At 61.6% G+C, this 26,640-nt stretch carries 22 protein-coding genes; 3 read left to right on the top strand and 19 right to left on the bottom strand.

Going from position 1 to position 26,640, the window contains the following annotated elements; translation table 11 throughout:
- Window positions 1-21: 21 nt before the first annotated feature.
- The 10 genes from NITMOv2_RS20240 to NITMOv2_RS20285 form a co-directional block, all read right to left on the bottom strand.
- Window positions 22-2,532, bottom strand: a complete 2,511-nt coding sequence (locus tag NITMOv2_RS20240; RefSeq protein WP_053381580.1) for an ATP-binding protein — start codon at window positions 2,530-2,532, stop codon at window positions 22-24.
- Between the two features lie 17 nt (window positions 2,533-2,549).
- Window positions 2,550-3,848 (bottom strand): SAM-dependent methyltransferase, encoded by a 1,299-nt coding sequence (locus tag NITMOv2_RS20245; protein ID WP_053381581.1) that lies wholly within the window; start codon window positions 3,846-3,848, stop codon window positions 2,550-2,552.
- 108 nt (window positions 3,849-3,956) lie between these two features.
- Window positions 3,957-4,862, bottom strand: a complete 906-nt coding sequence (locus NITMOv2_RS20250; RefSeq protein WP_053381582.1) for an SAM-dependent methyltransferase — start codon at window positions 4,860-4,862, stop codon at window positions 3,957-3,959.
- A complete protein-coding gene (locus NITMOv2_RS20255) occupies window positions 4,841-5,905 on the bottom strand; it encodes a fatty acid desaturase family protein (RefSeq protein WP_053381583.1) in 1,065 nt (354 codons plus the stop codon). Before NITMOv2_RS20255 ends, NITMOv2_RS20250 begins: the two co-directional genes overlap by 22 nt.
- Before the next feature lie 11 nt (window positions 5,906-5,916).
- The gene (locus NITMOv2_RS20260) at window positions 5,917-9,270 is read right to left on the bottom strand and encodes an adenylate/guanylate cyclase domain-containing protein (RefSeq protein ID WP_187299293.1); all 3,354 of its coding nucleotides are present in this window, start codon (window positions 9,268-9,270) and stop codon (window positions 5,917-5,919) included.
- Window positions 9,271-9,309: 39 nt separating this feature from the next.
- The gene (locus tag NITMOv2_RS20265) at window positions 9,310-10,692 is read right to left on the bottom strand and encodes an OmpP1/FadL family transporter (RefSeq protein WP_053381585.1); all 1,383 of its coding nucleotides are present in this window, start codon (window positions 10,690-10,692) and stop codon (window positions 9,310-9,312) included.
- A 259-nt stretch (window positions 10,693-10,951) separates the two neighbouring features.
- Window positions 10,952-11,548 (bottom strand): VOC family protein, encoded by a 597-nt coding sequence (locus NITMOv2_RS20270; RefSeq protein WP_053381586.1) that lies wholly within the window; start codon window positions 11,546-11,548, stop codon window positions 10,952-10,954.
- A gap of 87 nt (window positions 11,549-11,635) precedes the next feature.
- Entirely contained in the window at window positions 11,636-13,162 is a 1,527-nt protein-coding gene (amaB, locus tag NITMOv2_RS20275) for an L-piperidine-6-carboxylate dehydrogenase (RefSeq protein WP_053381587.1), read from the bottom strand.
- Window positions 13,159-14,247, bottom strand: a complete 1,089-nt coding sequence (locus tag NITMOv2_RS20280; protein ID WP_053381588.1) for a saccharopine dehydrogenase family protein — start codon at window positions 14,245-14,247, stop codon at window positions 13,159-13,161. Before NITMOv2_RS20280 ends, amaB begins: the two co-directional genes overlap by 4 nt.
- Before the next feature lie 80 nt (window positions 14,248-14,327).
- On the bottom strand, window positions 14,328-15,074 hold the full coding sequence (locus tag NITMOv2_RS20285; protein WP_187299294.1) for a PSP1 domain-containing protein: 747 nt from the start codon (window positions 15,072-15,074) through the stop codon (window positions 14,328-14,330).
- Between the two features lie 184 nt (window positions 15,075-15,258).
- On the opposite strand from NITMOv2_RS20285, the gene NITMOv2_RS20290 reads away from it, so the two are divergent.
- A complete protein-coding gene (locus NITMOv2_RS20290; RefSeq protein WP_053381590.1) occupies window positions 15,259-15,537 on the top strand; it encodes an ImmA/IrrE family metallo-endopeptidase in 279 nt (92 codons plus the stop codon).
- A gap of 141 nt (window positions 15,538-15,678) precedes the next feature.
- On the opposite strand, the gene NITMOv2_RS20295 is transcribed toward NITMOv2_RS20290, so the two are convergent.
- Both NITMOv2_RS20295 and NITMOv2_RS20300 read right to left on the bottom strand, forming a co-directional pair.
- On the bottom strand, window positions 15,679-16,173 hold the full coding sequence (locus NITMOv2_RS20295; protein WP_053381591.1) for an EVE domain-containing protein: 495 nt from the start codon (window positions 16,171-16,173) through the stop codon (window positions 15,679-15,681).
- Window position 16,174: 1 nt separating this feature from the next.
- Complete coding sequence (locus NITMOv2_RS20300; protein ID WP_053381592.1) at window positions 16,175-16,558, bottom strand: hypothetical protein; 384 nt, start codon at window positions 16,556-16,558, stop codon at window positions 16,175-16,177.
- Window positions 16,559-16,691: 133 nt separating this feature from the next.
- Between NITMOv2_RS20300 and NITMOv2_RS20305 the strand changes: the two genes are divergently transcribed.
- Both NITMOv2_RS20305 and thrH read left to right on the top strand, forming a co-directional pair.
- Window positions 16,692-17,474 carry a YkgJ family cysteine cluster protein gene (locus NITMOv2_RS20305; RefSeq protein ID WP_053381593.1) on the top strand — a complete coding sequence of 261 codons (783 nt, stop codon included), beginning with the start codon at window positions 16,692-16,694 and terminating at the stop codon, window positions 17,472-17,474.
- Window positions 17,475-17,570: 96 nt separating this feature from the next.
- Complete coding sequence (gene thrH, locus NITMOv2_RS20310; RefSeq protein WP_053381594.1) at window positions 17,571-18,188, top strand: bifunctional phosphoserine phosphatase/homoserine phosphotransferase ThrH; 618 nt, start codon at window positions 17,571-17,573, stop codon at window positions 18,186-18,188.
- Window positions 18,189-18,253: 65 nt separating this feature from the next.
- Here the strand turns inward: thrH and NITMOv2_RS20315 are convergent, their stop codons facing one another.
- The 7 genes from NITMOv2_RS20315 to NITMOv2_RS20340 form a co-directional block, all read right to left on the bottom strand.
- On the bottom strand, window positions 18,254-20,113 hold the full coding sequence (locus NITMOv2_RS20315; protein ID WP_053381595.1) for a RecQ family ATP-dependent DNA helicase: 1,860 nt from the start codon (window positions 20,111-20,113) through the stop codon (window positions 18,254-18,256).
- 51 nt (window positions 20,114-20,164) lie between these two features.
- Window positions 20,165-20,782 carry a hypothetical protein gene (locus NITMOv2_RS20320; protein WP_145976452.1) on the bottom strand — a complete coding sequence of 206 codons (618 nt, stop codon included), beginning with the start codon at window positions 20,780-20,782 and terminating at the stop codon, window positions 20,165-20,167.
- 241 nt (window positions 20,783-21,023) lie between these two features.
- Complete coding sequence (locus tag NITMOv2_RS25220) at window positions 21,024-21,419, bottom strand: type II toxin-antitoxin system VapC family toxin (RefSeq protein WP_083448253.1); 396 nt, start codon at window positions 21,417-21,419, stop codon at window positions 21,024-21,026.
- 491 nt (window positions 21,420-21,910) lie between these two features.
- The gene (locus NITMOv2_RS20325) at window positions 21,911-23,617 is read right to left on the bottom strand and encodes an alginate export family protein (RefSeq protein WP_053381597.1); all 1,707 of its coding nucleotides are present in this window, start codon (window positions 23,615-23,617) and stop codon (window positions 21,911-21,913) included.
- 344 nt (window positions 23,618-23,961) lie between these two features.
- On the bottom strand, window positions 23,962-24,252 hold the full coding sequence (gene tatA, locus NITMOv2_RS20330) for a twin-arginine translocase TatA/TatE family subunit (protein ID WP_053381598.1): 291 nt from the start codon (window positions 24,250-24,252) through the stop codon (window positions 23,962-23,964).
- Between the two features lie 94 nt (window positions 24,253-24,346).
- Window positions 24,347-24,616 (bottom strand): twin-arginine translocase TatA/TatE family subunit, encoded by a 270-nt coding sequence (gene tatA / locus NITMOv2_RS24570; protein WP_053381599.1) that lies wholly within the window; start codon window positions 24,614-24,616, stop codon window positions 24,347-24,349.
- 411 nt (window positions 24,617-25,027) lie between these two features.
- Entirely contained in the window at window positions 25,028-26,488 is a 1,461-nt protein-coding gene (locus NITMOv2_RS20340) for an SAM-dependent methyltransferase (RefSeq protein ID WP_053381600.1), read from the bottom strand.
- Between the last annotated feature and the right edge of the window lie 152 nt (window positions 26,489-26,640).

Here is a 26,640-nt window from a genome sequence, read left to right on the forward strand (position 1 = left end):
CGGGGCGGGCTTCTCCCGGCTTCATCGGCCGTCGATGAGCCGCCGGATGTTGAAGGTCGTCACCGGCCGCTGGAATCCCTTCAACGGCAGCTCGCCGATCGGCTCGGCGTCCACCAGATGCTCGATCTTCCGGAGAAACTGATGCGACACCAGCACGTGGCCGGGCGCCGCTTCACTGCAGAGACGCGCGCTGAGATTCGTCACCGTGCCGATGGCGGCATAGTCCCAGCGGCCTTCGAAGCCGATGGTGCCGAGCGTCGCCTGGCCGGACGACATCCCGATCCCGTGCCCCAAGTGATACCCGCGCTGTGCCCAGACTTTCTGCAACATGCCCATCTTCTGCCGCATGGCGACCGCCATGCGGATCGCCCGTTCCTCGGGGTTGGCCACCGGCACGGGATCGTTGAAGAAGATCATCATGCCGTCCCCGGTAAACCGCTCCAAGGTGCCCTCGTACTCCGTGATGAGCCGGCCCATCTCCATCTGATACTCGCGCAGCACCGCCATCACTTCTTCAGGATCGGCCACGTCGGCGAACGCCGTGAATCCCCGGAGGTCCAGGAACACGACGACGATCTCCCGGCGATGACTCTTCAGCACGTCGTCGGCCGTGCCGGAGAGAATCAGATTGACGAGTTGGGGTGAGAGAAAGCGTTTGAGCTGCCCGTTGCGCATCAGCTCCAACATTTGCTCCTCAAGGCGGATCGTGAGGCGATGGTTCAGCGCTTCGAGCTCCCGTTCTTGCGCCCGGATCTGTAAGAGATTCTTGACTCTCGCCAGAAGCTCCCCTTCGTCGAACGGTTTGGTGAGGTAATCGTCGGCGCCGGCTTCGAGGCTCTCGATCCTGGCCTCGCTGCCCCCGCGCGCGGTCAGAAAGATGACCGGCAGCGCGCGCAGGTCCGCGTCGGCTCGGACTTCACGAAGCAGCTCGTGTCCGGTCATGCGGGGCATCATGACATCGGTCAGAATCAAGTCCGGCCTGAAGGCCCGCGCCCGCTCCAGGCCGTCGCAGCCGTCCGCCGCCGTCACCACCCGATAGTGCGCGCTCAGGAGGCGGTGGAGGTACAGGGAAAGATCGGGGTTGTCTTCCACGACCAGGACCAGCGGCGCGTTCGGTTCGGCGTGGGCGGCGGGCGCCTGCCGCCGAGCGATCTCGCCGCCGCTCTTGGCATCCCGCTGCAGAACGTCGATCGTCTCCTGGGCGTCCTCGTCCACGACCACGGCGGCCTTGCCGCCGACAGCCCCGATCGGGAGGCTCACGGTGAACACGGTGCCTTGTCCCGGCGTACTCACAACCGACACGGAGCCCCCGTGATGCTCGGCCACCTCCTTGACCAAGGCCAATCCGATGCCCGTCCCCTCGTGGCGGCGCGACTCGGTCTGCTCCACCTGCGTGAATCGCTCGAAGATCCGGCCCAATTGATCTTCCGGAATGCCGATGCCGTTGTCTTCCACGTCCAACTCGACGAAGGACCCCGACCGGCGCAGCCGGATCCAGACCCGTCCCTTGTCGGGATCGCTGAACTTGAAGGCGTTGGACAAGAGGTTGTACAGCAGCTTCTTGAAGAGACGCGGGTCCACCTCGGCCACGATCGCGTCGTGCAGTCCCTCCAGCTTGATGCGGGGGCGCTCGCTGGATTCGAAGTTCGACGCGACCTGGCGCACCAGCGGCGCCAGATCGAGACACTGTTTGACGGGGGTGAGCTTGCCGCTCTCGAATTTGGCCAGGTCCAGGAGCTCGTTGATGTGCAGCAGCAAGCGCGACGCGTTGCGCAAGCCGGCCTGAGCCAGATCGCGACAACCGGCGGAGAGCCGCTCGCCCATCAGATGCTTGAACGACCCGAGGATCAGCGTGAGCGGCGTCCGAAGCTCATGGCTCACGTTGGCGAAGAACCGGCTTTTGAGCTGATCCAGCTCGCGCAGCTTCGCGTTGGAGGACTCCAACTCCTGGCGCGCCCGGAACTCCGCGCGCTGCAGCTGCTCATATTTGAAGACCGAGAGGTCGCAGATGAAGCACAGCCAGAACAGGAACGTGTACTGCGACGCGGCCTGCAGATCCACCGCGCCGCGGCTCCGCGCCGTCGCGAGATTCAGCGTGAAGAAATAGGTCAGGGCGACGAGCTGGATGATCAGGTGCATGGGCATGCGGACGGGCGCCAGCACGGTGGTGCCGACGATCAGAATCGCCAGGCTGTTCGCGTGGAAGGAGGAGAACCCGCCGGTCGGGATGGTCAGATGCGCGATGGACAAGCCGGTGAGGCACGCCGCCGACACAAAGATCCACTCGGGGCGCCGCCTGCCGACCTGCGTCGCGAGCGCGAGGAGACACAGGAGGAGGCCGCCCTCCAGCACGCCTCGAACCTTGAGGAGGGCCCCCATCGCCTGCGGAACCTTGGCAGCATCCACGAACGCGAAGAACGGATTGATGACGAGATCGATCCAGATGAAGAGACGGACGCGTTGCCAGAGGAATCCCCGACGCCAGGCGGCATACGCCTCATCAAGCGCGTGAGATGTCTCCGCCGATCCCATCGGGCAGCTTCCGCTTGTCAGGTGTACCAATCGGCGCGGGTGAGCGGCAACCCGCTCAAGCCCTTGTCGGGCTTCGACAACAAGGTCTGGTACAGGTCGAAGCGGCCCTGCTGGAACCAATAGGCCAAACTGGCCAGGGACAGGCGCCACACCCGGTACGTGACCTCGTCGGTTTCGGCGACGGCCTCGCGGGCATGGGCTTCGAGACGCCGGCGCCACTGCCGGAACGTCAGCTCATAGTGCTCGCGCAGGCTCTCGACGTCGCGCACGTGGAAGCCGCTGCGTTCGGCGGCCTGCACCGCCGTGCCGATGGGCACGAGTTGTCCGTCCGGAAACACGTAGCGGTGCGCGAACTGCCCGATGGCGGTCGGTTCGTTCGCCCGCTGGGCGATGGCGTGGTTGAGAAACACCCCGCCCGGCCTGAGGAGGTCATAGGCCTTCGCAAAATACATCGGCAGCAGCGCCTCGCCCACGTGCTCGCACATGCCCACGCTCACGATCTTGTCGAATCGCTCCGCCGGGGGGAGCTCCCGATAGTCGCGAACCTCCACGCGGCAGACTCCCTGAAGTCCCCGTTCCTCGATGCGCCTCGTGGCCCATTCGGCTTGCGGCTCGCTGATCGTGACGCCCAGCGCGTTCACGCCATAGTGCTGGGCCGCGTGCATGATCAACGCTCCCCAGCCGCATCCGATGTCCAAGAGCGTTTCCCCCGGAGTCAACCGTAATTTTTTGCAGAGATAATGCAGTTTCCGCACTTGGGCCCTGTCCAGGTCTTCGTCCGGCGCCGAAAAATATGCGCAGGAGTAGATCATCTGCCGATCCAGCCACAGCTCGTAAAATCGATTCGACACGTTATAGTGGTAGGCGATGGCTTGCCGATCACGATCGATCGTATGCCGGCTGCCGCTCAACCTGGCGGCCCTTCCGTACCGGCGGGGACGGCCATCGGCCGGGATGGCGAGCAACCGCCATCCCAGCCGGGCGATGTCTCCGGCCGACAACGCCGTATCCACCAAATAATGGCCGAGTGGAATCGCCTCTTCAATCTCGCCCTCGATATCGAAGTCGCCATAGATGTAGGCCTCGGCCAGGCGCCGCTCGGTCGGCGGCAGAAACATTCTGCGCAGCGCCGCAGGATGCTTGAGCGCCAGAGTGAGCCGAGGAAGGCCCTCGCAATCGCCCGTATTCCTCCAGATCGTGCCGTCCCACAGCCTCACGGTAAGATTCTGCCGGTCGTATCGGCCGAGCACCCGCTCAAGAAACTGCCGGCTCTTCACCGCCGTCTTGTCGATACGTCGAGGGGCTTCAGCAATCATCGCCGTCTTCTCCTCTCCGTCGTTGCGGGAACCAACCCCGGGAATGCCTCCAGCGCGTCACGCCGATGCACGGGCCTTGACCGGCAGTATTCTCCCCAATTCGGCCCTTTACGATGTCTTCTCGAACACCATCCGGTAATGATCGAGAATCTCTCTCTTGAAGCATTCTTTGTTGTAACTGCCGATCAGTTCTTCGAGCTTGTAGAGGAAATCCCTGTCCGACAGGGCGTACTTCAGCAACTTCACGGCCTTGGCCGCCTTCATGACGCTCGGCTTGTAGAGGCGCTTTTCCCACTGCGTCATGGTCTCGATGTAGTCGTTGCGGCCGCTGTTTGCGGACAACATTTTGAAGTAGGGATCCGCGACGGTACGCAGTTGCTCGAGGCCGGATGGAGGCCACGATCCCGGGTAAAATTTTTCGACGACGGCCAGAATATACGCATTGGAATGCTTCGGCGCACGTACCGAGACCTCTCCATAGTCGGGCGCGTTCTTGCCCCGAGTCATGGTTTGCAAATACACCCGCCCGCCGGGCACAAGCAGGTCATGGCACAATTTGAAAAAGGACTTGTAAATCTCTTCTTGCCGCCCTGAACAATACTCTTCTCGTGAACAGAAGTGCTCAAACGAGCCGATCGACACAATGGCATCAAAGCGTCCCCACTCATGGACGCCCGTGTCTTTCCAATCGCGGACGTAGGCTTCAAGGCCATGCCGCCTGCAAGCCTCCGCCTGTTTGGTTGACAGAGTCAGCCCCACTCCATACGCGCCGCGCATCTTCACGGCTCGGAGGATCGGCCCCCAGCCGCAGCCGATGTCGAGCACACGAGACCCTGCTCCGATATTGAGGTTCCGCATCACATACTCGTGCTTCTCCCGCTGAGCCTCCTCCAGCGTTTTCGAAAAATCGCCGTTGTACATCGCTCCCGAAATGTCGGCGCATTCGCCGAAGGTCAGGCGAAAGATGTCGTCCATATAGTTATAGGTCGCTTCTATCTGTTCATGCGTCGCCATAACGCGCCTCCCGGCTGCTTCCCCGACAACGTGGCTCCGATCGTGTGGAGATAGGCGAAAACCTCGCGATAGCCTTCGGAGACCGATGTCTCACGGTATTCGATGCGTTTCTCCTGGCAGAATGCGCGGACAAATTTCTTGGCCGCCTTCAGTTTGTTGCGGGCCATCGAAGGAAACAAATGATGCTCGATCTGATAGTTCGCGCCGCCATAGATGAAATCGGTCACCGGATGAGATCTGAGATTTCTGGACGCGACCACTTGGTGTCTCAAGAAATCCGTGGCCCGGTCGGCGCTCAGAACCGGTCGTCCCATATGGTTCAATGCGAACACTGATCCCGCGTAGACGCCAAAAAGGGCCTGATGTGTCATAACGAACCATCCCGCGTCCCAACGGTCGAGGACGGACAACACGAAGCCGAGGTACACGATGAAATGCCCGGCAATAAGCACGCCCTCGATCGGCGCGGACGCCGGCCGGCGGTCGATGAGAAAGCCGATGCTTTTCACCCGCAGGCTCACGCTTTCAAGCATCAGCAACGGGAGAAACAACACCGCTTGAAATCGCGCGATGAAGCGGAGCAGGCCGCGCCTGCTCAACGCCTGCTCCTCGACGAACACGACCACCGGGTTGGTGAGGTCCGGATCCAACCCGATCCGATTGGCATATCGATGGTGCCGGTTGTGCTCGTAGATCCACCACGAGTTGCTGATGCCCAAACAGAGGTTGCCCAGCAGCAATCCCAACATTCTGTTGCTTGTTTTGCGCGCGAAGATCGCATGATGTCCGGCATCGTGCGCGAGCAGGCCTACCTGCATGAACGCAAAGGCCATCAATGCGGCGCCGAGAAGGTGCAGCCCCGTGTTTTTCAGCGCGACCACAAGCAGCATCGCCATCACGAGCAAAGAGAGCGTGACACTCGTCTTCTGGAAGTAATACCAGGGCTGTTTTTTGAAGAGGCCGGCTTCCTCCAGCATGATTCTGAGGCTGTGGTAGTCGCCCGCCCCCGGCCTCGAACCGTCTCTCTCGTCGTCAACCTGCATAGCAGCTCAGGTTACCCGCCTTGCTCCGAGGCGTACGCCCGCTCACACGCGTCTCCATTGCCGAGTCGTATCTTTTCGAGCAGCGCCTTCGCCTCCCTGACGTTTCTTGTGTCGCCGCCTTCCTGGAACCATCCGGATATCGACGCCAGCGCCGCGTGCGCCTCTTTCCGTTGGCCCCGCGAGTGCCAGAGACGGCTGAGGCTCGACGCCGCCTTCAGCTCCAAAGATTTGGCCTGTTGCTGTCGCGCCACATCGACGGCCATGAGGAACCAGTGTTCGGGATCCCGCTCCCCCGCAATGGATTTCTTCAAGAGCAGCTCGCCTCGCACCCGATAGAGTTCCGACGCGTAGAACCGATCGTTGTGGCGGTTCGCCGCTTCGGCGGCTTGGGCGATGAAGTCGTGCCCTTCCTCGATATCGCCGGTCGCCAAGCAGGTCTCGGCCAACAGGGTCAGACAGTAGGAATGGCCCAACTCCGCTCCGGTGGCCCGATAGGAGGCCAAACCTTTCTTCATCAGAGCGACGCCCTCGCCGTGCTGACCGAGGTTCGCCAGCGCCCATCCACGGTAGAACATTCCGAGAGCGAACCAGAGCACGAAGCCCTGCTCCTCGCTCACTTTCATCTGCCGCTCGGACCGTTCCAGGGTCAGTTGCGGTTCTCCACGGAGTTGAGAGAGCGCCGAGGCGTTATGGAGGCAATGCACGAAATTCGACGGTTGCTTCAACTCGGAGGCGAGGGCCAGCGCCTTCCGATTCTTCTCGACGGCTTGGTCCGCGAATCCGAGAAACCAGAGGACGAAGGCCAGCACGTTCAAGGTGAAGACCCCGGGATCATGCGCGTAGCGGAGGGCGAAGGATCGATGCTGGTCGGGCTGATAGAGCCGGCAACTCTGCTCAAGATGCGCCCGTGCCGGCGACAGCTCCCCGAGATAGTAGAGGCTGTCGCCGATCGCCATGTGGGCTTGGACCAACGACGCGGAGTCTCCGGCGCGCTCGGCGAGGGTCAGGAGCTCCTCGCCCAGTTGTTTGGCGGAGAGCAACTCCGCCCGCACGTGGTAAAACAACCACAGACCGATAAGGATCGGAAACACTTGGATGGTGTCGCCCAGCTCCCGGCACAGCTCGCGCGCCCGGCTGTAGGTCTGTACGACCTGCGGCGCCCCGTAGCCTTTTGTCATGAGCAAGGGCGTCCCGAGCGCGACTTGCAACTGAAGCTCCTGCTGGGTCCGTTCGGGGCTTTCCGGAAACGTGCGCAGGAGTTCCAAGCCCTTGGTGATGTGCGCCACCGCTTCGGCGTTGGCCGATCGGCCGATCGCCCGTTGTCCGGCCTTCAACCAATACGCGATGGCTTCCTTCTTCGATCCGGCGCCCGTGTAGTGGGAGGCCAGCAGCTCCGGCTGAGTCTCGACCGTTTCGGGGAACCGGATCTCCAACACCGAGGCGACGCGTTGGTGCAACTGTTGCCGTCTGGATTTCAGCAGCGATTCATAGGCCGCGTCCTGCAGCAATGCATGCCTGAAGCTGTAGATCGCGTGCGGAGGGTCGCCTTGCCGCACCAAGAGCTCGGCATCGACCAACCGTTCCAGTTCCCGGTGCAGAATTCCTTCGTTCAGGAATGACACGGCCGTAATCAGCTCGTAGGAAAACTCTCTCCCCAACATCGCGCCCAGTTGAGCCACTTCTTTGATCGTCGCCAGCCGATCCAGCCGGGCCATAAGTGAATCGTTGAGGGTGGCCGGAATGCCGAGCGACGACAACGAGTCGGACAGCTCGTACTGCCCCTCGCTTTCCGTGAGCGATCCCGACTCCAAGACCGTCTTGGTCATTTCCTCGACGAACAGCGGAATGCCGTCCGTCTTGGCGATCAACTGCCTCAACACCGAAGCCGGAAGGTTTCTGCCGCCGGCGACCCGCTGCACAACCGACAGCACCTCGTTCGGCGCCAGGCGCGTCAGAGTCAAGGGAGTGACCGGACATTCCGACGGCCAGGAGCCGTGATATTCGGGGCGAAACGTGAGCAGGATCAGGATCGCGTGGGCCGCCGACTGCTTGAGCAGGAGGGCCAAGAGCTCCTGCGACGTGGGATCGATCCAATGGAGGTCTTCCACCACCAACACCGTGCCGGTGCGCCGAGCGATCGCGCCAATCCATCCAGCCACGACGTCCAAGGTTTTCTGTTTCTGGCGCTGCGGGCTGAGATTCAACGGGGGATAGCGGTCCTGAAACGGGATGGACAACAGGGACGCGATGAGGGGCAGCGAGTCGGGAGCGCTCATGGGCGTCGCTTCCAGGGCGGCCTCCAGCTTCCGCAGCTTCTCTACGGGAGCATCATCGCGCTTCAACGCCGCCAGCCGTTGCAAGTATTCAATGACGGGATGGAGCGCGCTGTGCTGGAAGTACGACGAACATCTCCATTCGATCCACCGGTGCGGCTCTTCGGAAAGATGTTCCTTCAGCGCTTGCACCAGACGGGACTTGCCGATTCCGGCCTCGCCACTGAGCGTCACGACCTGCGAGCGGCCGGCCGTTACCCGCCTCCACGAGGCGATCAGAGCCGTGACCTCCCTTTCTCGCCCCACGATATGGCCGAAGCGTCCGAGGGCGACCGCGACGTCCAAGCGGCTCCGCGCGTCACTCTCCTCCACCACCCGGTAGACGCGCATGGGCACGTCCAAGCCGGCCAAGGCATGCACGCCGGCATCGCGGCACCGGAAAAACCCTTCGATCAGGCCGTAGGTCGCCTCGCTCACCACCAAGCCGTTCGGTTCGGCCATCCCTTGCAAGCGCGCGGCGACGTTGGGAGCCTCTCCCAAGGCCAGGCGCTCTTGTTTACCGACCGCGCCGATGTCTCCGACCACGACCAAGCCGGTATGGATGCCGATCCGCACCGCGATCGTCACCCCTTTATCGCGAGACAGTTTGGCGTTGAGCTGTTCCATCCCGCCGACGATCCGGAGTCCCGCGTGAACCGCTCGTTTGGCGTCGTCTTCATGCGCCATCGGATAGCCGAAGTAGGCCAGGACGCCGTCGCCGAGATACTGAGCGATATGTCCGTCGAACAGCTGAATCGCGCCGGCGCAGTGCTCTTGGTAGGCCCGCAGCACGTCGTGCATGTCTTCAGGGTCCAACTTCGCCGAGAGCATCGTCGAGCCGGCGAGGTCGCAAAACATGACGGTCAAGTGCCGGCGCTCGCCGTCCACTGCCGCGCGGCCGGCGGTGAGGGCTGCGCCGCACTGCGCGCAACTCAACGTCGTGGCGGCATTTTCAAGACGGCATTGCGGACATCGCCGGGGCAGTCCGGCGCCACATTGACTGCAAAACCTCGCGTCATCGGGCGAATGGTTTCCACACGACAGACACCGCATGGCTTCTCTCATCCAATCGGCGGGCGCCAGGAGGCGAGCTTAGTACCTCATGCGCAGCTCGATGCCGCCCACGTAGGCCGTCTGGCCCCAGTTGCCGTTGACTGTCTGATTCTGATTTCCGGTAATCCTCCGAGGCTCATAGAACAAATGCTGATACGCCAGCGACAGCTCGATCACCTTCGGAACGAACCGGCCGCCTTCCCCGCATGCGAATAATCCAAACACTGTCGCGTGTTCCTTACACACGAAGCTCACGCCGGCCGTGACCGAGTTGTAATCCAACGATGGGACGGCGGGGCTGAACGTGGCGTCGGGGGCGGGATTCTGCACATAGGAATACCCGGCCCGTGCCGCGATCTCCCAATGGGGAAGGCGCTCCATCTGGAGCCAGCGATACTCCGTCCCGATGTTGTATACCGGCACGTTCCGCCAGTTTTGCGGGTTCGGTATGGTGGCCCCGTTGGCCATCACAATGTTCAGGTTGCGATTGGATCGCCAGCCGACGTAGTCGACGTCCAACTCCAGCTTCCATTCACGATGCGGCTCGCGAACGGGCCAGATCGCCATTGCGCCGGTAAAGACTTGCGGCAGCACCAGCGTGGTCGTTGCGTTGGAAACCAACGCGCCGTTCGCCAGCACCGCTCCGTCGAGATGGAGCGTCGCCTGGGATCGATAGACGAAGCCGACGTTGACGAGCGGCAGCCCCTCGGCATTTCTGAACGGCGTATAGAGCAGACTCACGTTGAACCCGGCGGCGGTATCCTTGCCGAACAGCTCTACGGAACTATTTGCAGGAATTCCTCCGGGCAGACCGGTGGGAGGCGCCACAAAGCGCTGCTCGGCGTGCCCTTCGCCGAACAAGCCGGTGAACGTGTAGATGTCGGCCCCCAGCCCGAAGGAGAGCTGATCGTTGAACCGATAGGCGATCGTCGGCTTGATATCCATCAGAGGAAGCGTGGAAGCCACCGTCGCAAATCGAAACGGCCCGTTCGGCGGATACTCCACCAGCGACCCGAACGGCACGTTGAGGCCGATGCCCAAGGTGGTGTCGCCCAGCCATCCGATCCCCAAATCTTTCACGCGAGCGGTGGCATAGAAATAACTGGGCGGCGGCCAGGCGACGCTGCCGCCCCGGTCGCCGCTCGCCTGCACGCCGGTCGGGCTGGTGTAGGAGACGCCGCCGCCGATCAGCGACGTGCCGAAGGAAGTCTGAATGCCTTCCAATTGCGTAATGCCGGCGGGGTTGTAATGGATCGCGGAAGGATCATCCGCTTGGGCGGAGAAGGCGTTGCTTTGTCCTTGGGCTACCGCCCCCTGCCCTTGAATCCGAAAGGCTTGTGCGAATGCCGCTGTAGGAAGGTGCGGCATGGCCGCCAAAGTGAAGACGCACGCGGCAGTCCACAGGCGACCGATAGGGCCCATCGTCCACCTCCCTTGCGACGCATTGCTCTCACTGCCGGACCTGCGACACGCTGTGCAACAGCAATACCGTTCAAGAGGCGCGGCTACCGAAAGGAGTCCCGCCGGTCACAAATACTTGTTTTATGAAAGAGACCGAACGGATCTACTGCGGAACAGGTGGGAACCGCCGTTCAAAGTATTCGCGAGGGAAGAGAATCAGAAAGGATTCGGCTGGATGCAATTGGATTCGGCTGGGTCGTCCGGCGGAGATGAGAACCGACTATCTGCCGGCGCTCGACTTCATCAAACTGTCGGCCTGCGGCGGGGAAAACCCCTGGTAGCCTCGGTGGCGTTCTGCCAGCTCCAGCACGGAATAGGCCTGGCCATCGCGCAGCTCGGGTGCCGAAAAGATCTGCCGGAGCGGCCCTCCCCGCTCGCCGACGATCGAGCCGGTGAACACGATCCCTTTGGCCTTGAGCGTGGCGATCGCCCGTTCGATGTCTTCCACGCGCACCGCGATATGATGGAACGCCTGATCGCCGAACGTGATGACCCAGCCGGGGATGATGCTGGTCTTGCCGCGATCGTCCGGATAGGCCTGATCGACGAACAATGCCGGGTAGCCGGTCTTGCGGTACACCTTGGCGTACCAATCGTCGAAGTGCAGCGTTTCGCTGTAGGCGTAGCCCAGATCGGTAAACTGTTTGGCGCGCCGGTCGATGTCCGAGGTCCGCAACGTCAGGTGATCGACGACCGGCCAGAAGCCCACGCCGGCGGCATCCAACATATCTTTGAGAACCGAAGCCGCCTTGTTCTGCGCGAGATAGTCCGCCACCATCTTTTCGATGAGCTGATCCAGTTGCGCGGCGAGATCCATGACGGCTGCTCCTTTTTCGCCATACGTCAAACGTCACTCGGCACTCGGCAGAAGACGTTTCACGCTTCACGCATACCGCTTCACGCTTCACTCCCCGAATCGAATCCCCTGCGCCAGCGGCAGGTCGGTGCCCCAATTAATGGTGTTCGTTTGGCGCCGCATGTAGGCTTTCCAGGCGTCTGAGCCGGCTTCCCGCCCTCCGCCGGTTTCCTTCTCGCCACCGAACGCGCCGCCGATCTCCGCTCCGGACGTGCCTAAATTGACGTTTGCAATGCCGCAATCGCTGCCGGCCGCCGAAAGAAACTGCTCGCTGTGCCGGAGATGATTCGTGAAGAGCGCGGAGGAGAGCCCTTGCGGCACGTTGTTCTGCATCCCGATCGCTTCCTCCAACGTCCGGTACGTCGTCACGTAGAGGATCGGCGCGAAGGTTTCCCGCTGCATCACCGGCCACTCGGGCTTCGCGGTCATGATGGTCGGCTCGACAAAAAAGCCGGGGCCCTCCAGGACGCGCCCTCCATAGAGGACCCGGCCCCCTTCTTGCTTGGCTTCATCGATGGCGGCGCGATAGCCTTCGACGGCGGCCCGGTCGATGAGCGGCCCCATGAGCACGCCGTCTTTGAGCGGATCGCCGATATGGACCTGCTCATAGGCCTGCACCAGCCGCTTGATGAGCTGCTCGTAGCGGGACTCCTGCACGAAGAGCCTCCTGGTCGTCGTACACCGTTGGCCGGCCGTGCCGACCGCGCCGAACAGGATAGCCCGGACCGCCAGATCCATATCGGCCGTCTCGTCGACGATGACGGCGTTGTTGCCGCTGAGCTCCAGCAAGGTCCGTCCCAGCCGCCGCGCGACCGTCGAAGCCACTTGCCGTCCGACGGGCACCGAGCCGGTAAATGAGATGAGCGGGAGCCGCCGGTCCTCGACCATGGCTTGAGCCAGCTCCGTGCGGTCGGTGATGAACAACGAAAAAATTCCCGGCCAGCCCTCCTGCTCCATGACGCGATTGCAGATGTGCTGCACGGCGATGGCGCAGAGCGCGGCTTTGGGGGAGGGCTTCCAGACGACGGTGTCGCCGGCGACGGCCGCGAGGAAGGCGTTCCATGCCCACACGGCGACGGGAAAGTTGAAGGCGGTGATGACGCCGACGGGACCCAAGGGATGCCACTGCTCGAACATGCGGTGGCGGGCTCGCTCGGACTGCAGCGTCAGGCCGGCCAGCATGCGCGACTGTCCCACGGCGAAATCGGCCATGTCGATCATCTCCTGCACCTCGCCGTCGCCCTCGGCCTTGATCTTGCCGACTTCGAGCGAAACGAGAGTGCCGAGCCGATCTTTCTTGTCCCGCAAGGCCTCGCCGATGAGCCGGACACATTCGCCGCGTTTCGGCGCCGGCACCATCCGCCAGCGGGCGAAGGCCTCGGCGGCATCCCGGACGATCCGCCGGTAATCGTCCGGCGTGCAGGGCCGGACGGCGGCGATCGGCTGCCCCGTCGCCGGATTGACGGACTCGATGAGGCGGTCCCGCTCGCCGGCGGCCCACCATCGGCCCGTGCCGCCGCCCGCATTGACGTCGCTCAAGCCGAGCTCTTCCAGAATGTCCGGGATCGACGTCATCGAAAACAGGCTCCGAAGTCGTTGGCGAGAAAATCCTTCAATGGGATCGACTCTTGGGTCACGAAGCCCTGGTACGTGCCCGGGCTGGCGAGAACGAGGTCGACCACGCAGCAGAGGCTCGAGGCGGTCGTGACCTGGATGGCCGACCAGAGACGGCCTTTGATGCACTGCGGATAAATCTTCTTCACGTAGTTCTCCTCGAAAAACCCTTCTTCTTTCGTGCCGCTGACCGACGCATAGACGAGCACGACGTCCTGCAAAGTTTGCGGAATGGCGCGCTCCAGAATGCGCTTCAGCGTCTCCCGGTCTTCATTGAGCTTCAAATCCTTCATCAGCAGATGGATCTTTTCGCAGTGACCGGGATACCGCAGCGTCTTGTAGTTCATCGTCCGCACGTGCCCGACCGAACTGTCCGCCAGCGTACCCAAGCCGCCCGACGTATTGAAGGCTTCGTACAGCAACCCGTCCAACTCGATGGTCTCATAGCCTTCGAGCGGCAGCAGCGGCACCTTCTCGCCCGCTTCGATGCCATAGCACGTGTTCCCATATTCGTTGATGAGGCCGTCGGTGGACCAGGTGAGCGAATACTTCAGGGCGTTGCTGGGGTGAACCGGCAAGGCGCCGACGCGCATCTTGACCGTATCGATCGTCTGAAAATGCGTCATGAGCTCGTGCGCGACGATGCTGATGAACCCCGGCGCCAGGCCGCATTGCGGCACGAAGGCGCGGGACGCCCCGGCGCTCAGAACGCGCACTTGGTTCGTCACCTCCACATCTTCCGTCAGGTCGAAGTAGTGGAGCTGGTGCGTCAGGGCCAGGCCGGCGACGGTGGGATTGCAGAAATACGGCAGGCTGGAGACGATCGCATCCACCGGATGGGCGGACAGGTAGGTGCTCACGGCATCGGGATGCCGGACGTCCAGCATGCAGGGTGTGACCCGCGACAGTCCCAGGTCTTCGACCAGATGCTTGGGGGCGTCGAGGGTGATATCGCCCAGATGAATCTCGTAGTCTCCGTGCTCGGCGAGCAGGCAGGTGACGAGCGAACCGATTTTCCCCGCGCCGAGGACCAGCACGCGATGCATCGCAGACCTCCCGGCTGAAGGTGATTATACCGCGTTCCGGGAGAAACGGAGGGGGATTCGCGAACAGGAAGGACCCGGCGTCAGGATGGGCGGCCGGATGGAGGGCGCGGCGCGCTTTTATCGGGAGTGATCAGCCCCTGGCCTGCTCCGCTGCCCTGGGCGTCCATCATTTCGAACATCAGGCAGCACTTGAGCCGCCCGCAGACGCCCAGCAGCCGGGGGTCTTCCACCGCCAGGCCGAGACTCCGCGCCTGTTTCACCGTGACAGGCTTCACGTCCGTCAAGAAGCTGGCGCAGCAGAGCACCAACCCGCACGTGTCGATGCCGCCCAACCGTCTCGCTTCCTCGCGCGCCCCCACCTGGCGCATTTCGATCCGCCCGCCGAATCGCCGGGCCAGATCGCGGACGAGCTCCCGAAAATCGATGCGCTCGTCCGCGGTGTAGACGAAGGTGAGCTGGCGCCGCTGCATCGCGCCATAGACTTCCACCAGTTTCATGTTGAGTTTGAACTCCGCCGCCTTCACCCGGCAATAGGCGGTGGCTTCTTGGGACAGTCGCTCCAGCCGTGTGATGAGGGAAGCTTCTTCCTGATTGGCCTTGCGCAAGATCGATTTCATCACCCGCATGGGAGGCGCGAAGGGGGTCGGAGAGGGCTCGCTGTACACGACCCCATAGGTCACATCGCCGTCCACCTCCAGCAAGACTCGATCGCCGCGACGTAGACTGACACCCTTCGCGTCCAGCTTCTTCACCTCGCCGCAATCCCTGATCTTCACGCCAACGAGCCTCACCGTGGCGGGATAGGCCTGTCCTGTTTCGTCGGTCACCAATGATTCCATGGCGGTGATATTACACAATTTTCTATGGGGAAGGAACAGCGGGCACCTGCACGGGAGAGAAGAAGTGACGGCACGAGAATCATCCTAAGTTATTGTTAAAACTGGATATTTAACCAGGGCGTCCGGCCGGCGGTTTATGGTACGCTAACGGGCACAGCGAAAGGCTGATCCGATGGGCACGATGCTCAAAGAACGAAAGACCATGTTGCGCATCCCGAGCCGGGTGGTCCTGCCGTTCGGCTATCGTATCTCCGTCCGACAACTGTCCGATGCCGAAATGGATCGACGCGACCCCAATGCGGACGGCATTTGGGACGACGAAAACAAGATCATCTATATCCGCCGCCGCCTCCCCGTCACGCGCCGCCGCTATATCCTCGCCCACGAGCTGGGTCATGCCTGGCTGGATTGGCAGCATCGCTACTTAGATGATGGGAAGGCCAGTACTTAGCAGAATGGTGAAACAGGCCACCTGCGGCGTTCTCGGTCGCGTGCCTCCCTGCGACGTACCCTGCGGGTACGCCTCGGTCGCCCCGCTCTCTGCGGCCTTGCAGGATGACCTGTTTGACCATTCTGCAAGAACTGAGCACCGTTAGCGCCCCGCCAACTTCATAATGTGATTCCACTCTTTCTCGGCGACCGGCTGGACCGAGAGGCGTGATCCTTTCCGCAGCAGCACCATTCCTTTCAACTGTGATTCCTCCCGCAGGCGATCCAGCGCCAGGGGCTGCGTGAACTTCCGCACGAACTTGATGTCCACCATCTCCCAGCGGGGAGCGCCGGGATCGCTGGCGGGATCGTAGTGCGTATCCTTCTTGTCGAACTGGGTGGGATCGGGATAGGCTTGCTTCACCACTTCCGCAATGCCGGCGATCGCCGGGGGGTCCGCGTTGCTGTGATAGAACAATATCTGGTCCCCCGGCTCCATTTCACGCATGAAGTTGCGGGCCTGGTAATTCCGGACCCCGTCCCAGCTTGTCGTCTGCTTGGGCGACGCAGCCAGATCGTCGATCGAAAAGACGGACGGCTCCGACTTCATCAGCCAATAGCGGCGTGTCCGCGCCTTCTTCGTGTCTCTGCCCGCCATATCACGCACTCCCCGTATGTTCCCGATTCCGTGCCTCCATGAACTGAATCAGCGCGCGATAGGTCAACGCCCTCGTCCGAGCCTTGCTCGGCGGCTCGTGCCCGGCATTGACCTCCAGCCAAACCCGTTCCTGTACTTGGTGTCCGGCTTCATTGCAGAGCGTCCACATCTCATGCAGAAATCCATCAGGCAGTCCCACCTGTATGCCTTCCGATTCGATCCGGTCGTCCAGCAGGGCGAGCAGGTCCGATAGCGCTTGATCCGGCCGATAGCGCTCGGCGGACAAGCCGAATCGCTCCTGCGCGCCCGCCTCCTGTTCGGCCTGCATGACAAGATCGTGCATGTATTCTTTCAGGAGTCCGATGAGATGACCGGAGAACGGCATCACGCTCTTCCTGTTTCACGCATTATCGAGCTTCTGTTTACGGGGAGCAAGCCACAGCCTAGCCCGCGCCGGGTTGACCGGCCGGCGAACCGTTCTCTATGATGACGCGTCTTACGCACAAGTTGCATCACGCATGGCCTCCCAATCCACCGAGCGATACGAGATCGCGCTGAACACTCCCGCCGGACAGATCACCACGTCGGTTGAGGTGCCGACGGGGTTCGTGCCGGTGACGGCGCTCGTGCCCCTGGCCCGGCGATTGGGAGAACACGCGCAGGCGCTGGAGCAAGCGCGGTCCCTCGAAAAGGGCAGGGACCTCTCCTGCCGGAAAGGCTGCGCCGCCTGCTGCCGCATGATGGTGCCGTTGTCGCCGCCGGAAGCGTTCGCATTGCGCGACTCTGTCCGTTCGTTACCACCTGACCGGCAACGGCGCATCGGCGAACGGTTCGCGCAGGCGAAGTCCGTCCTGCTGGCCCACGGGCTTTGGCATCGTTTGCTGGAAATGGGAGAGACCATGGAGCCGCCGGACGATGCGGCGCTGGAGCCGATCAATCGCGACTATTACGCGCTGCGGATGGCCTGCCCGTTTCTCGAAGACGAACTGTGTTCCCTCTACGAGGAACGCCCCGCGGCCTGTAGAGAATTGCTGGTCACCTCGCCCGCCGAGTGGTGCCAGGATCTCGTGCACAATCCGGTCGAACAGCTTCCCGTGCCCGTGCGCGTCGGCCCGGCGTTGAGTCTCCTCTGGGGCGACGTGACGAACAGTCCGGCCCGGCTGATTCCGCTGCCGGCCGCCCTGGACTGGGCGGAGCGGCACCAGAATGAGAATGTCTCAACGTGGCAGGGCCCACAGTTGCTCGACCGGCTTCTCGATAAAGTGTGGCGCTTTCTGAGCGCGGCGTTTCAACAGAAGTGATGGGTGATGGGTGATGAGCATGAGCAGCTCATCATCTCCGCACCTCACGGTTAACCCATCACGCATCACTGATCACTCATCACTAATGGAGCTGCTATGCAAAAACCCGTGATCGCGTGCTTGGACCTGGAAGGCGTGCTGGTGCCGGAAATCTGGATCAACGTCGCGTTGAAGACCGGCATCGAGGCGCTGAAGATCACCACCCGCGAGATGCCGGACTATGACAAGTTGATGAAGCAGCGGCTGGCGATTCTCGACGAGCACAAACTGACGATCACCGACATTCAAAATGTGATCGACAAAATGGGTCCTCTCGAGGGCGCCGTCGAGTTTATCGCCTGGCTCCGCGAACGCTGCCAGGTCATTATTTTGTCCGATACCTTTTATCAGTTCGCCCTGCCGCTCATGCGGCAGTTGGGCTATCCGACACTCTTCTGCAACCAGCTCGAAATCGGCACCGATGGCAAGATCCTGAGCCATCAGATGCGGATGCAGAACCAGAAGAAACACTCGGTCGCCGCCTTCAAAGCGCTGAACTTCTTCACCATGGCCGCCGGCGACGCCTATAACGACACGGCCATGCTCGCCGAAGCCGACGCCGGCTTTTTCTTCCGGCCGCCCGCCCACCTGCCGAAAGAGTTCCCGCAATTTCCGGTGACGCAAAGCTATGCGGAGCTGCAGGAACGGTTCGCGAAGGCGGGGAATCTAAAATAGCTATCAGCTCTTGGTTACCCTCCCCCATCCAGGGGGACGGAATAGGAGATTCTGATAGCTGACCGCTACCCCGTTCCCTTCACCACCGCCAGCACCCGCCGGCCGTAGCGGTCGGCCTTCGCATCACCGATGCCGGGAATTTCCAAGAGCGCCTCGCGTGTCTCCGGCTTGCGGCCGGCGATTTCGCGCAGCGTCTTGTCGTGGAAGATCACGAAGGGCGCGACGCCTTCCTCATGAGCCAGCTCCCGGCGCAGCGCCCGCAGCCGTTCGAACAGCTCCGGATCGCGCGCCAGCCCTGTTGCGGGCGACGGCGGAGAAGCCGGTGTCCCGGCCGGCTGCTCGCGGGGCTGCTCCTTCTGCACCGGCCGTTCTTCCTGCCAGACCAACGGAACGGAGCCTGCCAGCATCTGCATGCCGGTTGCCGTGATCTCCACGACCGGATACTCCGTCCCGTCGATGCGCAGGTGATCCGAGGCCACGAGGCGGCGGACGATGCGGGTGACGGCCGGTTGGCGCCAGCCTCGGAGATCCCCGTAGCCCGGGTACCGGTCCAACCCGCGCGCGAGGATCGCTTTGGCTCTGCTGCCCCGCAGCATCTCCACGATGGTGGTGACGCCGAAGCGGCCGTTCAGGCGCGAGACGCCGCGCAGGACCGCTCGCGCGCACTCGACCTCCGCGCCGCCCTTCGCTTCCACCAGGACGGGCGGGTCGAGACAACGGTCGCATTGGCCGCAGGGGCCGAGCGCGCTCTCCGCCGTATCGCCGAAATAGTTCAGAATATCCAATTGGCGGCAGGCCATGCCGGAGGCGTACCGCACCATGTCCTTCAGCAAGGCGCGCATCCGCTCCGCCTGCCCTTGCTCGCCCGGTTCTTTGGCCGCCTGCTGAATGAAAAATTCCTGCGTGCCGATGTCCCGCTCTTGAAACAGAATCACGCACCGGGCCGGCCGGCCGTCGCGCCCGGCCCGGCCGGCTTCCTGGTAATAGGCTTCCACGCTCCCGGGGATATCGAAATGCACGACCATGCGCACATCCGACTTATCGATCCCCATGCCGAAGGCGTTCGTCGCGACCAGGATCCGTACCGCGCCGCGCTGGAAGTCGTCCTGGACTTGGCTTCGTTCTTCGTCGGCAAGTCCGGCATGGTAGAAGGCGGCTCTGCCGGGGACTCGATCGAGCGCCGCGGCGACCTCTTCCACTGCGCGCCGAGTGGCGCAGTAGACGATGACGCTGCCGGATTCCGTCGAACGCAGCAACGTATGAAGGGCCTCGAACTTCTCCTCCCGCGATACGCAGCGCCGCACCGACAGACCGAGATTCGGCCGGCGGAAGCCGGTGATGAGGCGCAGCGGCTCCTGCAAGCTGAGCCGCTCGCAGATATCCGTCTGCACCCGCGGAGTCGCGGTGGCGGTCAGCGCCAGGCAGGGCGGGCGGTGCAGCTCGACGCGCAAGTGGCCCAGCTTCATGTAGTCCGGCCGGAAATTGTGTCCCCATTGCGAGATACAGTGGGCTTCATCCACCACGAGCAGGGACACCAGGCACGGTCGCAACAGGCGAAGAAAGCCTTCGTGTTGCATGCGCTCGGGGGCGAGATACAGGAGCTTGAGCCGCTGCAGACGCAAGGCTTGGATCACCCGCTCGCGCTCGTCGTCCGGCAGACCGGAGTGAAACGCCACCGCGGCGATGTCTCGTTTCCTGAGGCTCTCGACTTGATCCTGCATCAGGGCGATGAGCGGCGACACGACCACGGTCAAGCCGGGCAACAGCGTGGCCGGCAATTGATAGCACAACGATTTCCCCTGGCCGGTCGGCATCACAGTCAAGACATCGCGCCGCGCCAACACGGCGCGAATCACCTCTTCCTGGCCGGGCCGGAAGCCGGCAAAACCGAAGTGGTGCTGAAGGTGCTGCGTGAGATCGTTCACGGGGGAAAGCAAACCAGCTTAGGTTACGAAGATGGGCGGCGGTGCGCTGCCTTACGATCTTTGCTCCAAGTGCTCGACCCGTTGGTGAAGTTCCTGGTAAGAGGCCCGCAGCAGCGCGCGGGTCTCGCGTGACTCGCGGTCGATTTTCTCACTCACCTCGTGAATCTCTTGACGGAGTCCTTGATGCCCTTCAATCACCAATTCAAGCTTGTACTGCAGATCCTCATGAAGGATGCCGGCATGCCGCTTGTTTTCTTCCGATGCTGCGATGATCTCCCTGCGGAGTTCTGTGCTGACGCCTTGGATCTCCTGCCCAAGGTCCGTTCTCACCCCCTGGATTTCCTGGAGGAGTTCTGTTCTCACGCCCTGGATCCCCTGCCCAAGGTCCGTCCGGACCCCTTGGATCTCCTGCCCAAGGTCCGTTCTCACGCCCTGGATCTCCTGCCCAAGGTCCGTCCGGACCCCTTGGACTTCCTGCCCAAGGTCCGTCCGGACCCCCTGGATTTCCTGGCGGAGTTCGGTCCTGACGCCTTGGATCTCCTGCCCAAGGTCCGTTCCCACGCCCTGGATCTCCTCCCCAAGGTCCGATCTCACGCCCCGGATTTCCTGCCCAAGGTCCGTCCGGACGCCTTGGACCTCCCGACGGACCTCCGTCAGCCCGTCGGTCATCCCTTGACGGACTTCTGCTAATCCGGCTTGCATCTCTGTACGGAGGGTTAGCGTCGCTCCTGTCATTTCCGCACGGAGGCCTTGCGTGGCTTCCGTCAGAATCTGTCGTATTTGTTCCAGGGACTCCTGATCCATTATGTCCTCTTAGGAAGGCTCGCCAGTGTAGAATTCCGGCGGGAAGAAATCAATGCGAAAGAGAGGGTGAACGCAGAAGGCCCCGCTACACGCCTGAAAGAGCTACTCATCGTGCCGGCAGTGTCGGGCATGCACCAGTTGACAGGAGCCGGTGGTCGGCCGTGACCAAGGTCAACTCGTATACGATTGCCGAGGCCGCGAGAAATCGATCGGCTGGATCCTGATGTGGCAGATTGAGTTGTCGACTCTGCAGCGCAACCGCGTGCGTCAGTGTCGCTTCTCGGAACGGAATGGCGCTTAACACACGTTCAAGCCAGCCACGCGGGTGTGGAGCCAACTCTACTCGCCCTTTTTCGGCCAAGAGATGTACTTCCCAGACAGTGATCGGTGAGACCCATAACTCGTTACGGTCTTCCGCAAAAACAGCTCTCACCTTCGGTGATAAATTATCCGGGGCAAGTACGCTCCAGAGGAATACATGGGTATCGAGCAACAGCTTCACGCGCCGAGTGCTTCCCAGTCGTGAGGATCGGAGGCAGGACTGATAATATCTCCTCGGATTTCACCTGTGCCCGAGAAAGAACCCAGCCATGTCGGCGATACCGCAGGAGGCGGAGGCGGCACAACTTGCGCGATGGGTTCGCCCTTTCGTAGCACCAAGATCGGCTTCTTCGTCCGCTTCACCTTCGCGAGCAAGGCCAAACAAGTCGCCTTAAACTCCGATATGGACACCTCTTCGATACCCGTCACTTTTTTCCGGCTCATGATGGTGAGACGCTACCATGGTCATTGACCATAGTCAACGCAAGCCCGCTGCCATCCTTCTGGGGTACCTCTCTCAAACGCAGAAGGCCCCGCGGGGATCGCCCGCGGGGCCTTCGTGGTCGGAGCGTGCTGCGGATCAGCGCGTCACGCGTCTCTTGTTCGTGAAGCTGGCGCCCTCTCCCTACCCCCCTCCCAAATTGGGAGAGGGAAGGGTGAGGGTGCTACGCTCTAGAAGTTCGTCCAGAGCTGGACATAGGCCCACTGCTGGTCATTGCTGGTACCCAAGTTTTCCGCCAGGTATCCACCGGCAAACAAGTGCCCATAGGTGGCCTGGAAGGCGACCTTGCCATCCATGAACATATGGGTCCACGTAAAGTCCACTTCCTGCCCGATGTGGGTCTTGGTGTTGCTCGCTTTGGAGAACACATACACACCCTGCGCCCCGCGATACCAGTTGTCCTTGGAGCTGGCGAGATTCAGGTGGGTGTACCACACTTCGATGTGGTCGTTCTTGGTCGGCCTGGCTTGAAAGTTAGCCGCCGGGCTCAGCATGTTCTTCCAGGCTTGCACGTCCATATAGCCCATATGGATGTGATTTGTCGGGAAGAAGTTTTCGAATGTATTGGCGGTCGAGCAACCAGTGGCAGCGCCGGGAAGGGTGCAGTTTGCACGCCCGTCGCCCGAAGCGTAGTCGAAGTTGAACGCCAACCGTGGTTTCCAAGCCATCTGGTAAGCCGTGTAGCCGATCCAGTTTCTGGTTGCCCAGGCATTGATATGCAGGTTGCGCTGTTGTCCAAAGCCCGCATTCGCACCGGCGTTATCGCCCATGGACCCGAACTGGTACGCTGTTTCGTTGATGAAATCGAAATTACCCTTCCGCATCTCAATCCGGTTACCCACCATGTGGCGGACTTGATTCGAGTGCTTTGCCGTTCCCAAACCCTGTCCAGCGTTATCGTTCGAGCCGTATCGATTCGAATAGTAGACATAGTAGGGTTCGATCAAGAACCCTGGCACCGACTTGATCTGGTTATAGAAAATGACCATGTCGGCGTCGCGGCTCCCATCCTGGCCGTTCGTGGCTGCTCCGGCAATTGGACCGCCCAGGCTCCCAACCGGAGAGTGCTGCGCTAGATCACCTTCCGAGTTGCGGAACCAGCCCAAGTAGCTGTCCCAAGCCTTGGTGCTGTATTGGAGCATGACGCCATCATGGGAGTAGCCGGTGTTCGCCCAGTCAAAGTGACCGAAGAGAGAGTGGTTCCCGAAGATCACGTACTGCCGACCGGCCTTTACGCTTAGACCCTGGACGCCGGCAAAGTTCCTGATCAACATGTACGCAGCCCGAACACCCAAGCGGCCGCCGTTCCCGGCTGTATTACAAACTCCTGCGGCATTCGTAACGCAAGTCTGACCATTATGAAGCAGCGGATCTCCGCCGTTCCCTGCATTGGTCGCCAATCCGTTCGCGCCCCACACAGCCGCGTCGATGATTTCCATGTAGAAGTTGACATCCGGGGAGATGTCGTAACCCAGACCCAATCGCACCCACTGTTGCACATACGCGTCGTTGGCCTTGTTACCCGGGTTCCGATTGGTTGCCGTTCCCGCCGCAAATGAGTTACATGCACCACCGATCGGCACGCCGCCGCCGAAGCAGACGTTGTTCCGCCATTCCGGACGCACGCGGAGGTCTGCGCGCATCCAGAAGTTCTTGAGGTCGAAGTTCTTGCCGATTTTCGGGTCGTACAGCTCGTAGGCTTCTTTTTGCGGGATGGCTCGCGGGATGGCCGGGAGGTTGGTGATCTTTTCTCCTTCCGGCAGTTCGAAGGCCGCCTGGGCTGGGGCGCTGTTGAATGACAGGCCCGCTGCCATGACGGCGGCGGTGAAGAAGGTGGCCAGACTGGCCCACCCAATCCGTCCTTGAATGCGTTTCATAGCGTTCCTCCTGTGAATTGGATGACAACCCCCGCGCGCGTTACCGCCACAGACGGGTTGCCGACTTGAGATCCAACCGCTCTCCACTATGATGAGACGTGGTCTCATTTCACTCGATGACCGAAAGGCCTGTGTGCCCACGCCTTTCGCTCATGCTCACTGCTATACCGTGAAAAGTCGTTTCACGCTTCTGTTTTTTAATTTTCTACGTGGTGCTGCTTAGCCCGTCACCTCCCTTCGAGGAGAAGTGGACACGACGAATCATCAGTGATGCGTAATCCATGCTTAGAAAGTCACCGCCCCGGTCAACTTTCTTCGATTACCCATTACCGATAACTCATCCCTCATGCCGATTTGTCGGAGATCGACTTCTGCTCCGCTTGCTGGCCGGCCGCGTTGATTTCCTCTTCCGCTTCTTTCATGGAGGCCTGGAAATCCTGCTCGACCATCTTCACTTCCTGCTGGATCATGTTGATCTCCGGCTCGACGGACTTCCGGAGGTCTTCGGCCGTCTCTTTAAAGCCCTTGACGGCCTTGCCGACCTGCCGGCCGACTTCCGGCAGCTGCTTCGGCCCGAACAACAGGAACGCGATGATGAGAATGATCAGTACTTCGCCGGCGCCTAGTCCAAACATGTGTAGTACCTGTGACGGGTGACAAGTGACGGGTGACGAGTAGCTTCAATTCCGCCCGGCTTGTCACGCGTGACTCGTCACTCGTCACTGTTGTTTAACCCTGCTTCGCCTGTTCATTGGGCACCGGTGCCTGCGGGGGCGGGGCGGTCGGCTGCTGGGCGGTCACCTGGGGGGTGGGCTGCCCGGTAGGCGGCTGGTCGCCCGGCGTCACGTCGATGGCATCGGCTTCATGCACGGTCTTTTTGAATCCTTTGATGGCTTTTCCCAGGCCTTCTCCCAATTGGGGGAGCTTGCCCGCGCCGAAGATGATCAAGACGATGATCAAAATCAGCATCAATTCCATCCAGCCAAATGAGCCAAACATTTATCGCCTCGTGAAACGTAAAGGGTGGTCCGTGGAACGGGATACGGGACGTGCGATGAGTGATCGACTTGTAGGTCGGTGTCGATCTGAACGAGAGCCCAACAACATTCGTATCCACCTACAAAAGTTGGGAGCTTCCCCCAAATCGCGGGAGAGGCTATAGAAGTTTCAAGAACATGTCAAGACTTATTTCCGGGAACCTCCTTGTCTTGTGCATAGTTGCATGCGCGAGGTCTGAACGGACCCACCGAACTGCCCGGTGATCCTGCCCACGGTCGCGAGTTGATAACTAGGGTTTCACCTAGGGTCGTCGCCGCTCACTCTGTCCCCCTCACCCTCCCCTCTCCCGCCAGGGGAGAGGGTGAAGACGCACGTGGGAGGGAGGGAAGAAGCGCGTGGAGGAGGGGAGGGCTACCGAGAAGAGAACGAGCAATGGTAGTACTCGATCGAGCTGGGCGGCGCGGTGAGCGCGATGTCCACCGTGTCGGGATCGTACCCGATGTCCTCCAAATCCTTGGCCGCCCTGGTCAGCTCTTCTTCCGTGATGTACGCGACCGTGTCGGGAATCCCTTCGCGCTTCATGGAGAGAAGCATGCCGTTCAGGGTTTCGCGTTCTTCCGCCGGCATGTCTTTTCTAAGCGGAAAATCGAGATGCCGGGCATAGGGGCTTTCATACGTCTCGTTGAGCGCCTTGATGGTCTTCAGCGCCAGCCGATCCTGCTCCCAGGGCTGCAGCTTGGGCCCCGCCGAGGGATGGGTGGCCAGCAGATCCATCAGGGTGATGACGTTGGTGTTCAGCGAGCGGCCGACGAACTCGTGCTGCAGCTCCACGGCGATCTGCGCCGCTCCGAGGTGTTTGGCCACCGCCTCCACCAAGGGAAAATTGATCATGAAGCTGTATTGCCCGCCGAACTGCCCGTAGCAAGGCTTGTCCGGATCGTTCAGCACCTTCATGTCGACCGTCCCGGCGTCAAAGCTGCTGAAGCCGACGGCGCCCGGCGCCAACAGCCGCTTCGCCTCTTTGATCGTGGCGAAGGCCCCCAGATTCACCGGGACCAGCACCTGGTCGTCGATGGGCTTCAAGAACTCGGTGATCGTCTTTCGATAGGGCACATCCTTCCATTCGACCTTGCGGTACTCTTTCTCCCACACGAGGTCGTCGAGGAACGGCGGAAAGCGCTTGAGGGTGTCTACATCTTTGGCCTCAAAGGCCCGCACGAAGGTCGACCAGTCGTCGATCTTGGCGTGGAGCGACTCACTGAGGTTGGGGCGGAGATATTCTTCCTCGATGTCGCCGGCGTTCTTCGCCATCAGTTTGGTCGGCAGATCGTTCCACAGCTCGTTGCAGATGATGCGGTCGACCGTGCCGTCGGGGACCGAGGCCAGCCCCTCGACGGATGCCGGCAGCAACTCCACCCGATCGCGATGGGCCGCCAACTCGGGATGCGCCACGGCCGCGTCCAGAACCGGCTGCTCCCGATCCACCAGCACATAGCGGACGCGGGGATAGACGGCTCCTTGCTTGTCGATGGCCTTGAGATGGCTGAGGAAGCAGGCGGCTAGGTTGCCGTTGCCGGGGCCCCATTCGTGAATCACTAACGGGGTAGCGGGGTCACGGGGTAGCGGGGTATCAGCGTACCCCTTTACCCCCTTACCCCTTACGCCGTCTTTTTCCCTTTTGGTGACGCGCTCGAAGTAATCGGCCGCCAACGCGTGGGCCAGCCGATAATCCGCCGAGGCGAAGGTCTGATAATAGGAGCGAAGCCTGTCGCCGCGGAGACCGTAGAAGAGCTGGTTCAGATGGGCTTGCCACTGGTCGAGCGGCTTATAGTCCCCGATCAGCTGAGGAAGAGCATCGGCGTCTTGCAGCATAGACAATTCTCGTGATGAGTGATGGGTGATGCGTGATGAGTAAAGTCGGGGGATTCTAACAGAGGGTTGAAAACAGCCGCAACGGTCAGCCGCCCCCTCACCCCCGCCCTCTCCCACAGTGGGAGAGGGCTGAGGGGTCTCCTTGACAGCCC

Origin of the sequence: Nitrospira moscoviensis, assembly GCF_001273775.1 — a bacterium.
Classification (GTDB): domain Bacteria; phylum Nitrospirota; class Nitrospiria; order Nitrospirales; family Nitrospiraceae; genus Nitrospira_D; species Nitrospira_D moscoviensis.

Coding starts and splice junctions, on each gene's coding strand:
- NITMOv2_RS20240 (WP_053381580.1), bottom strand. CDS start 2,532: ATGGGATCGGCGGAGACATCTCACGCGCTTGATGAGGCGTATGCCGCC.
- NITMOv2_RS20245 (WP_053381581.1), bottom strand. CDS start 3,848: ATGATTGCTGAAGCCCCTCGACGTATCGACAAGACGGCGGTGAAGAGC.
- NITMOv2_RS20250 (WP_053381582.1), bottom strand. CDS start 4,862: ATGGCGACGCATGAACAGATAGAAGCGACCTATAACTATATGGACGAC.
- NITMOv2_RS20255 (WP_053381583.1), bottom strand. CDS start 5,905: ATGCAGGTTGACGACGAGAGAGACGGTTCGAGGCCGGGGGCGGGCGAC.
- NITMOv2_RS20260 (WP_187299293.1), bottom strand. CDS start 9,270: ATGCGGTGTCTGTCGTGTGGAAACCATTCGCCCGATGACGCGAGGTTT.
- NITMOv2_RS20265 (WP_053381585.1), bottom strand. CDS start 10,692: ATGGGCCCTATCGGTCGCCTGTGGACTGCCGCGTGCGTCTTCACTTTG.
- NITMOv2_RS20270 (WP_053381586.1), bottom strand. CDS start 11,548: ATGGATCTCGCCGCGCAACTGGATCAGCTCATCGAAAAGATGGTGGCG.
- amaB (WP_053381587.1), bottom strand. CDS start 13,162: ATGACGTCGATCCCGGACATTCTGGAAGAGCTCGGCTTGAGCGACGTC.
- NITMOv2_RS20280 (WP_053381588.1), bottom strand. CDS start 14,247: ATGCATCGCGTGCTGGTCCTCGGCGCGGGGAAAATCGGTTCGCTCGTC.
- NITMOv2_RS20290 (WP_053381590.1), top strand. CDS start 15,259: ATGGGCACGATGCTCAAAGAACGAAAGACCATGTTGCGCATCCCGAGC.
- NITMOv2_RS20295 (WP_053381591.1), bottom strand. CDS start 16,173: ATGGCGGGCAGAGACACGAAGAAGGCGCGGACACGCCGCTATTGGCTG.
- NITMOv2_RS20300 (WP_053381592.1), bottom strand. CDS start 16,558: ATGCCGTTCTCCGGTCATCTCATCGGACTCCTGAAAGAATACATGCAC.
- NITMOv2_RS20305 (WP_053381593.1), top strand. CDS start 16,692: ATGGCCTCCCAATCCACCGAGCGATACGAGATCGCGCTGAACACTCCC.
- thrH (WP_053381594.1), top strand. CDS start 17,571: ATGCAAAAACCCGTGATCGCGTGCTTGGACCTGGAAGGCGTGCTGGTG.
- NITMOv2_RS20320 (WP_145976452.1), bottom strand. CDS start 20,782: ATGACCGACGGGCTGACGGAGGTCCGTCGGGAGGTCCAAGGCGTCCGG.
- NITMOv2_RS20325 (WP_053381597.1), bottom strand. CDS start 23,617: ATGAAACGCATTCAAGGACGGATTGGGTGGGCCAGTCTGGCCACCTTC.
- tatA (WP_053381598.1), bottom strand. CDS start 24,252: ATGTTTGGACTAGGCGCCGGCGAAGTACTGATCATTCTCATCATCGCG.
- tatA (WP_053381599.1), bottom strand. CDS start 24,616: ATGTTTGGCTCATTTGGCTGGATGGAATTGATGCTGATTTTGATCATC.
- NITMOv2_RS20340 (WP_053381600.1), bottom strand. CDS start 26,488: ATGCTGCAAGACGCCGATGCTCTTCCTCAGCTGATCGGGGACTATAAG.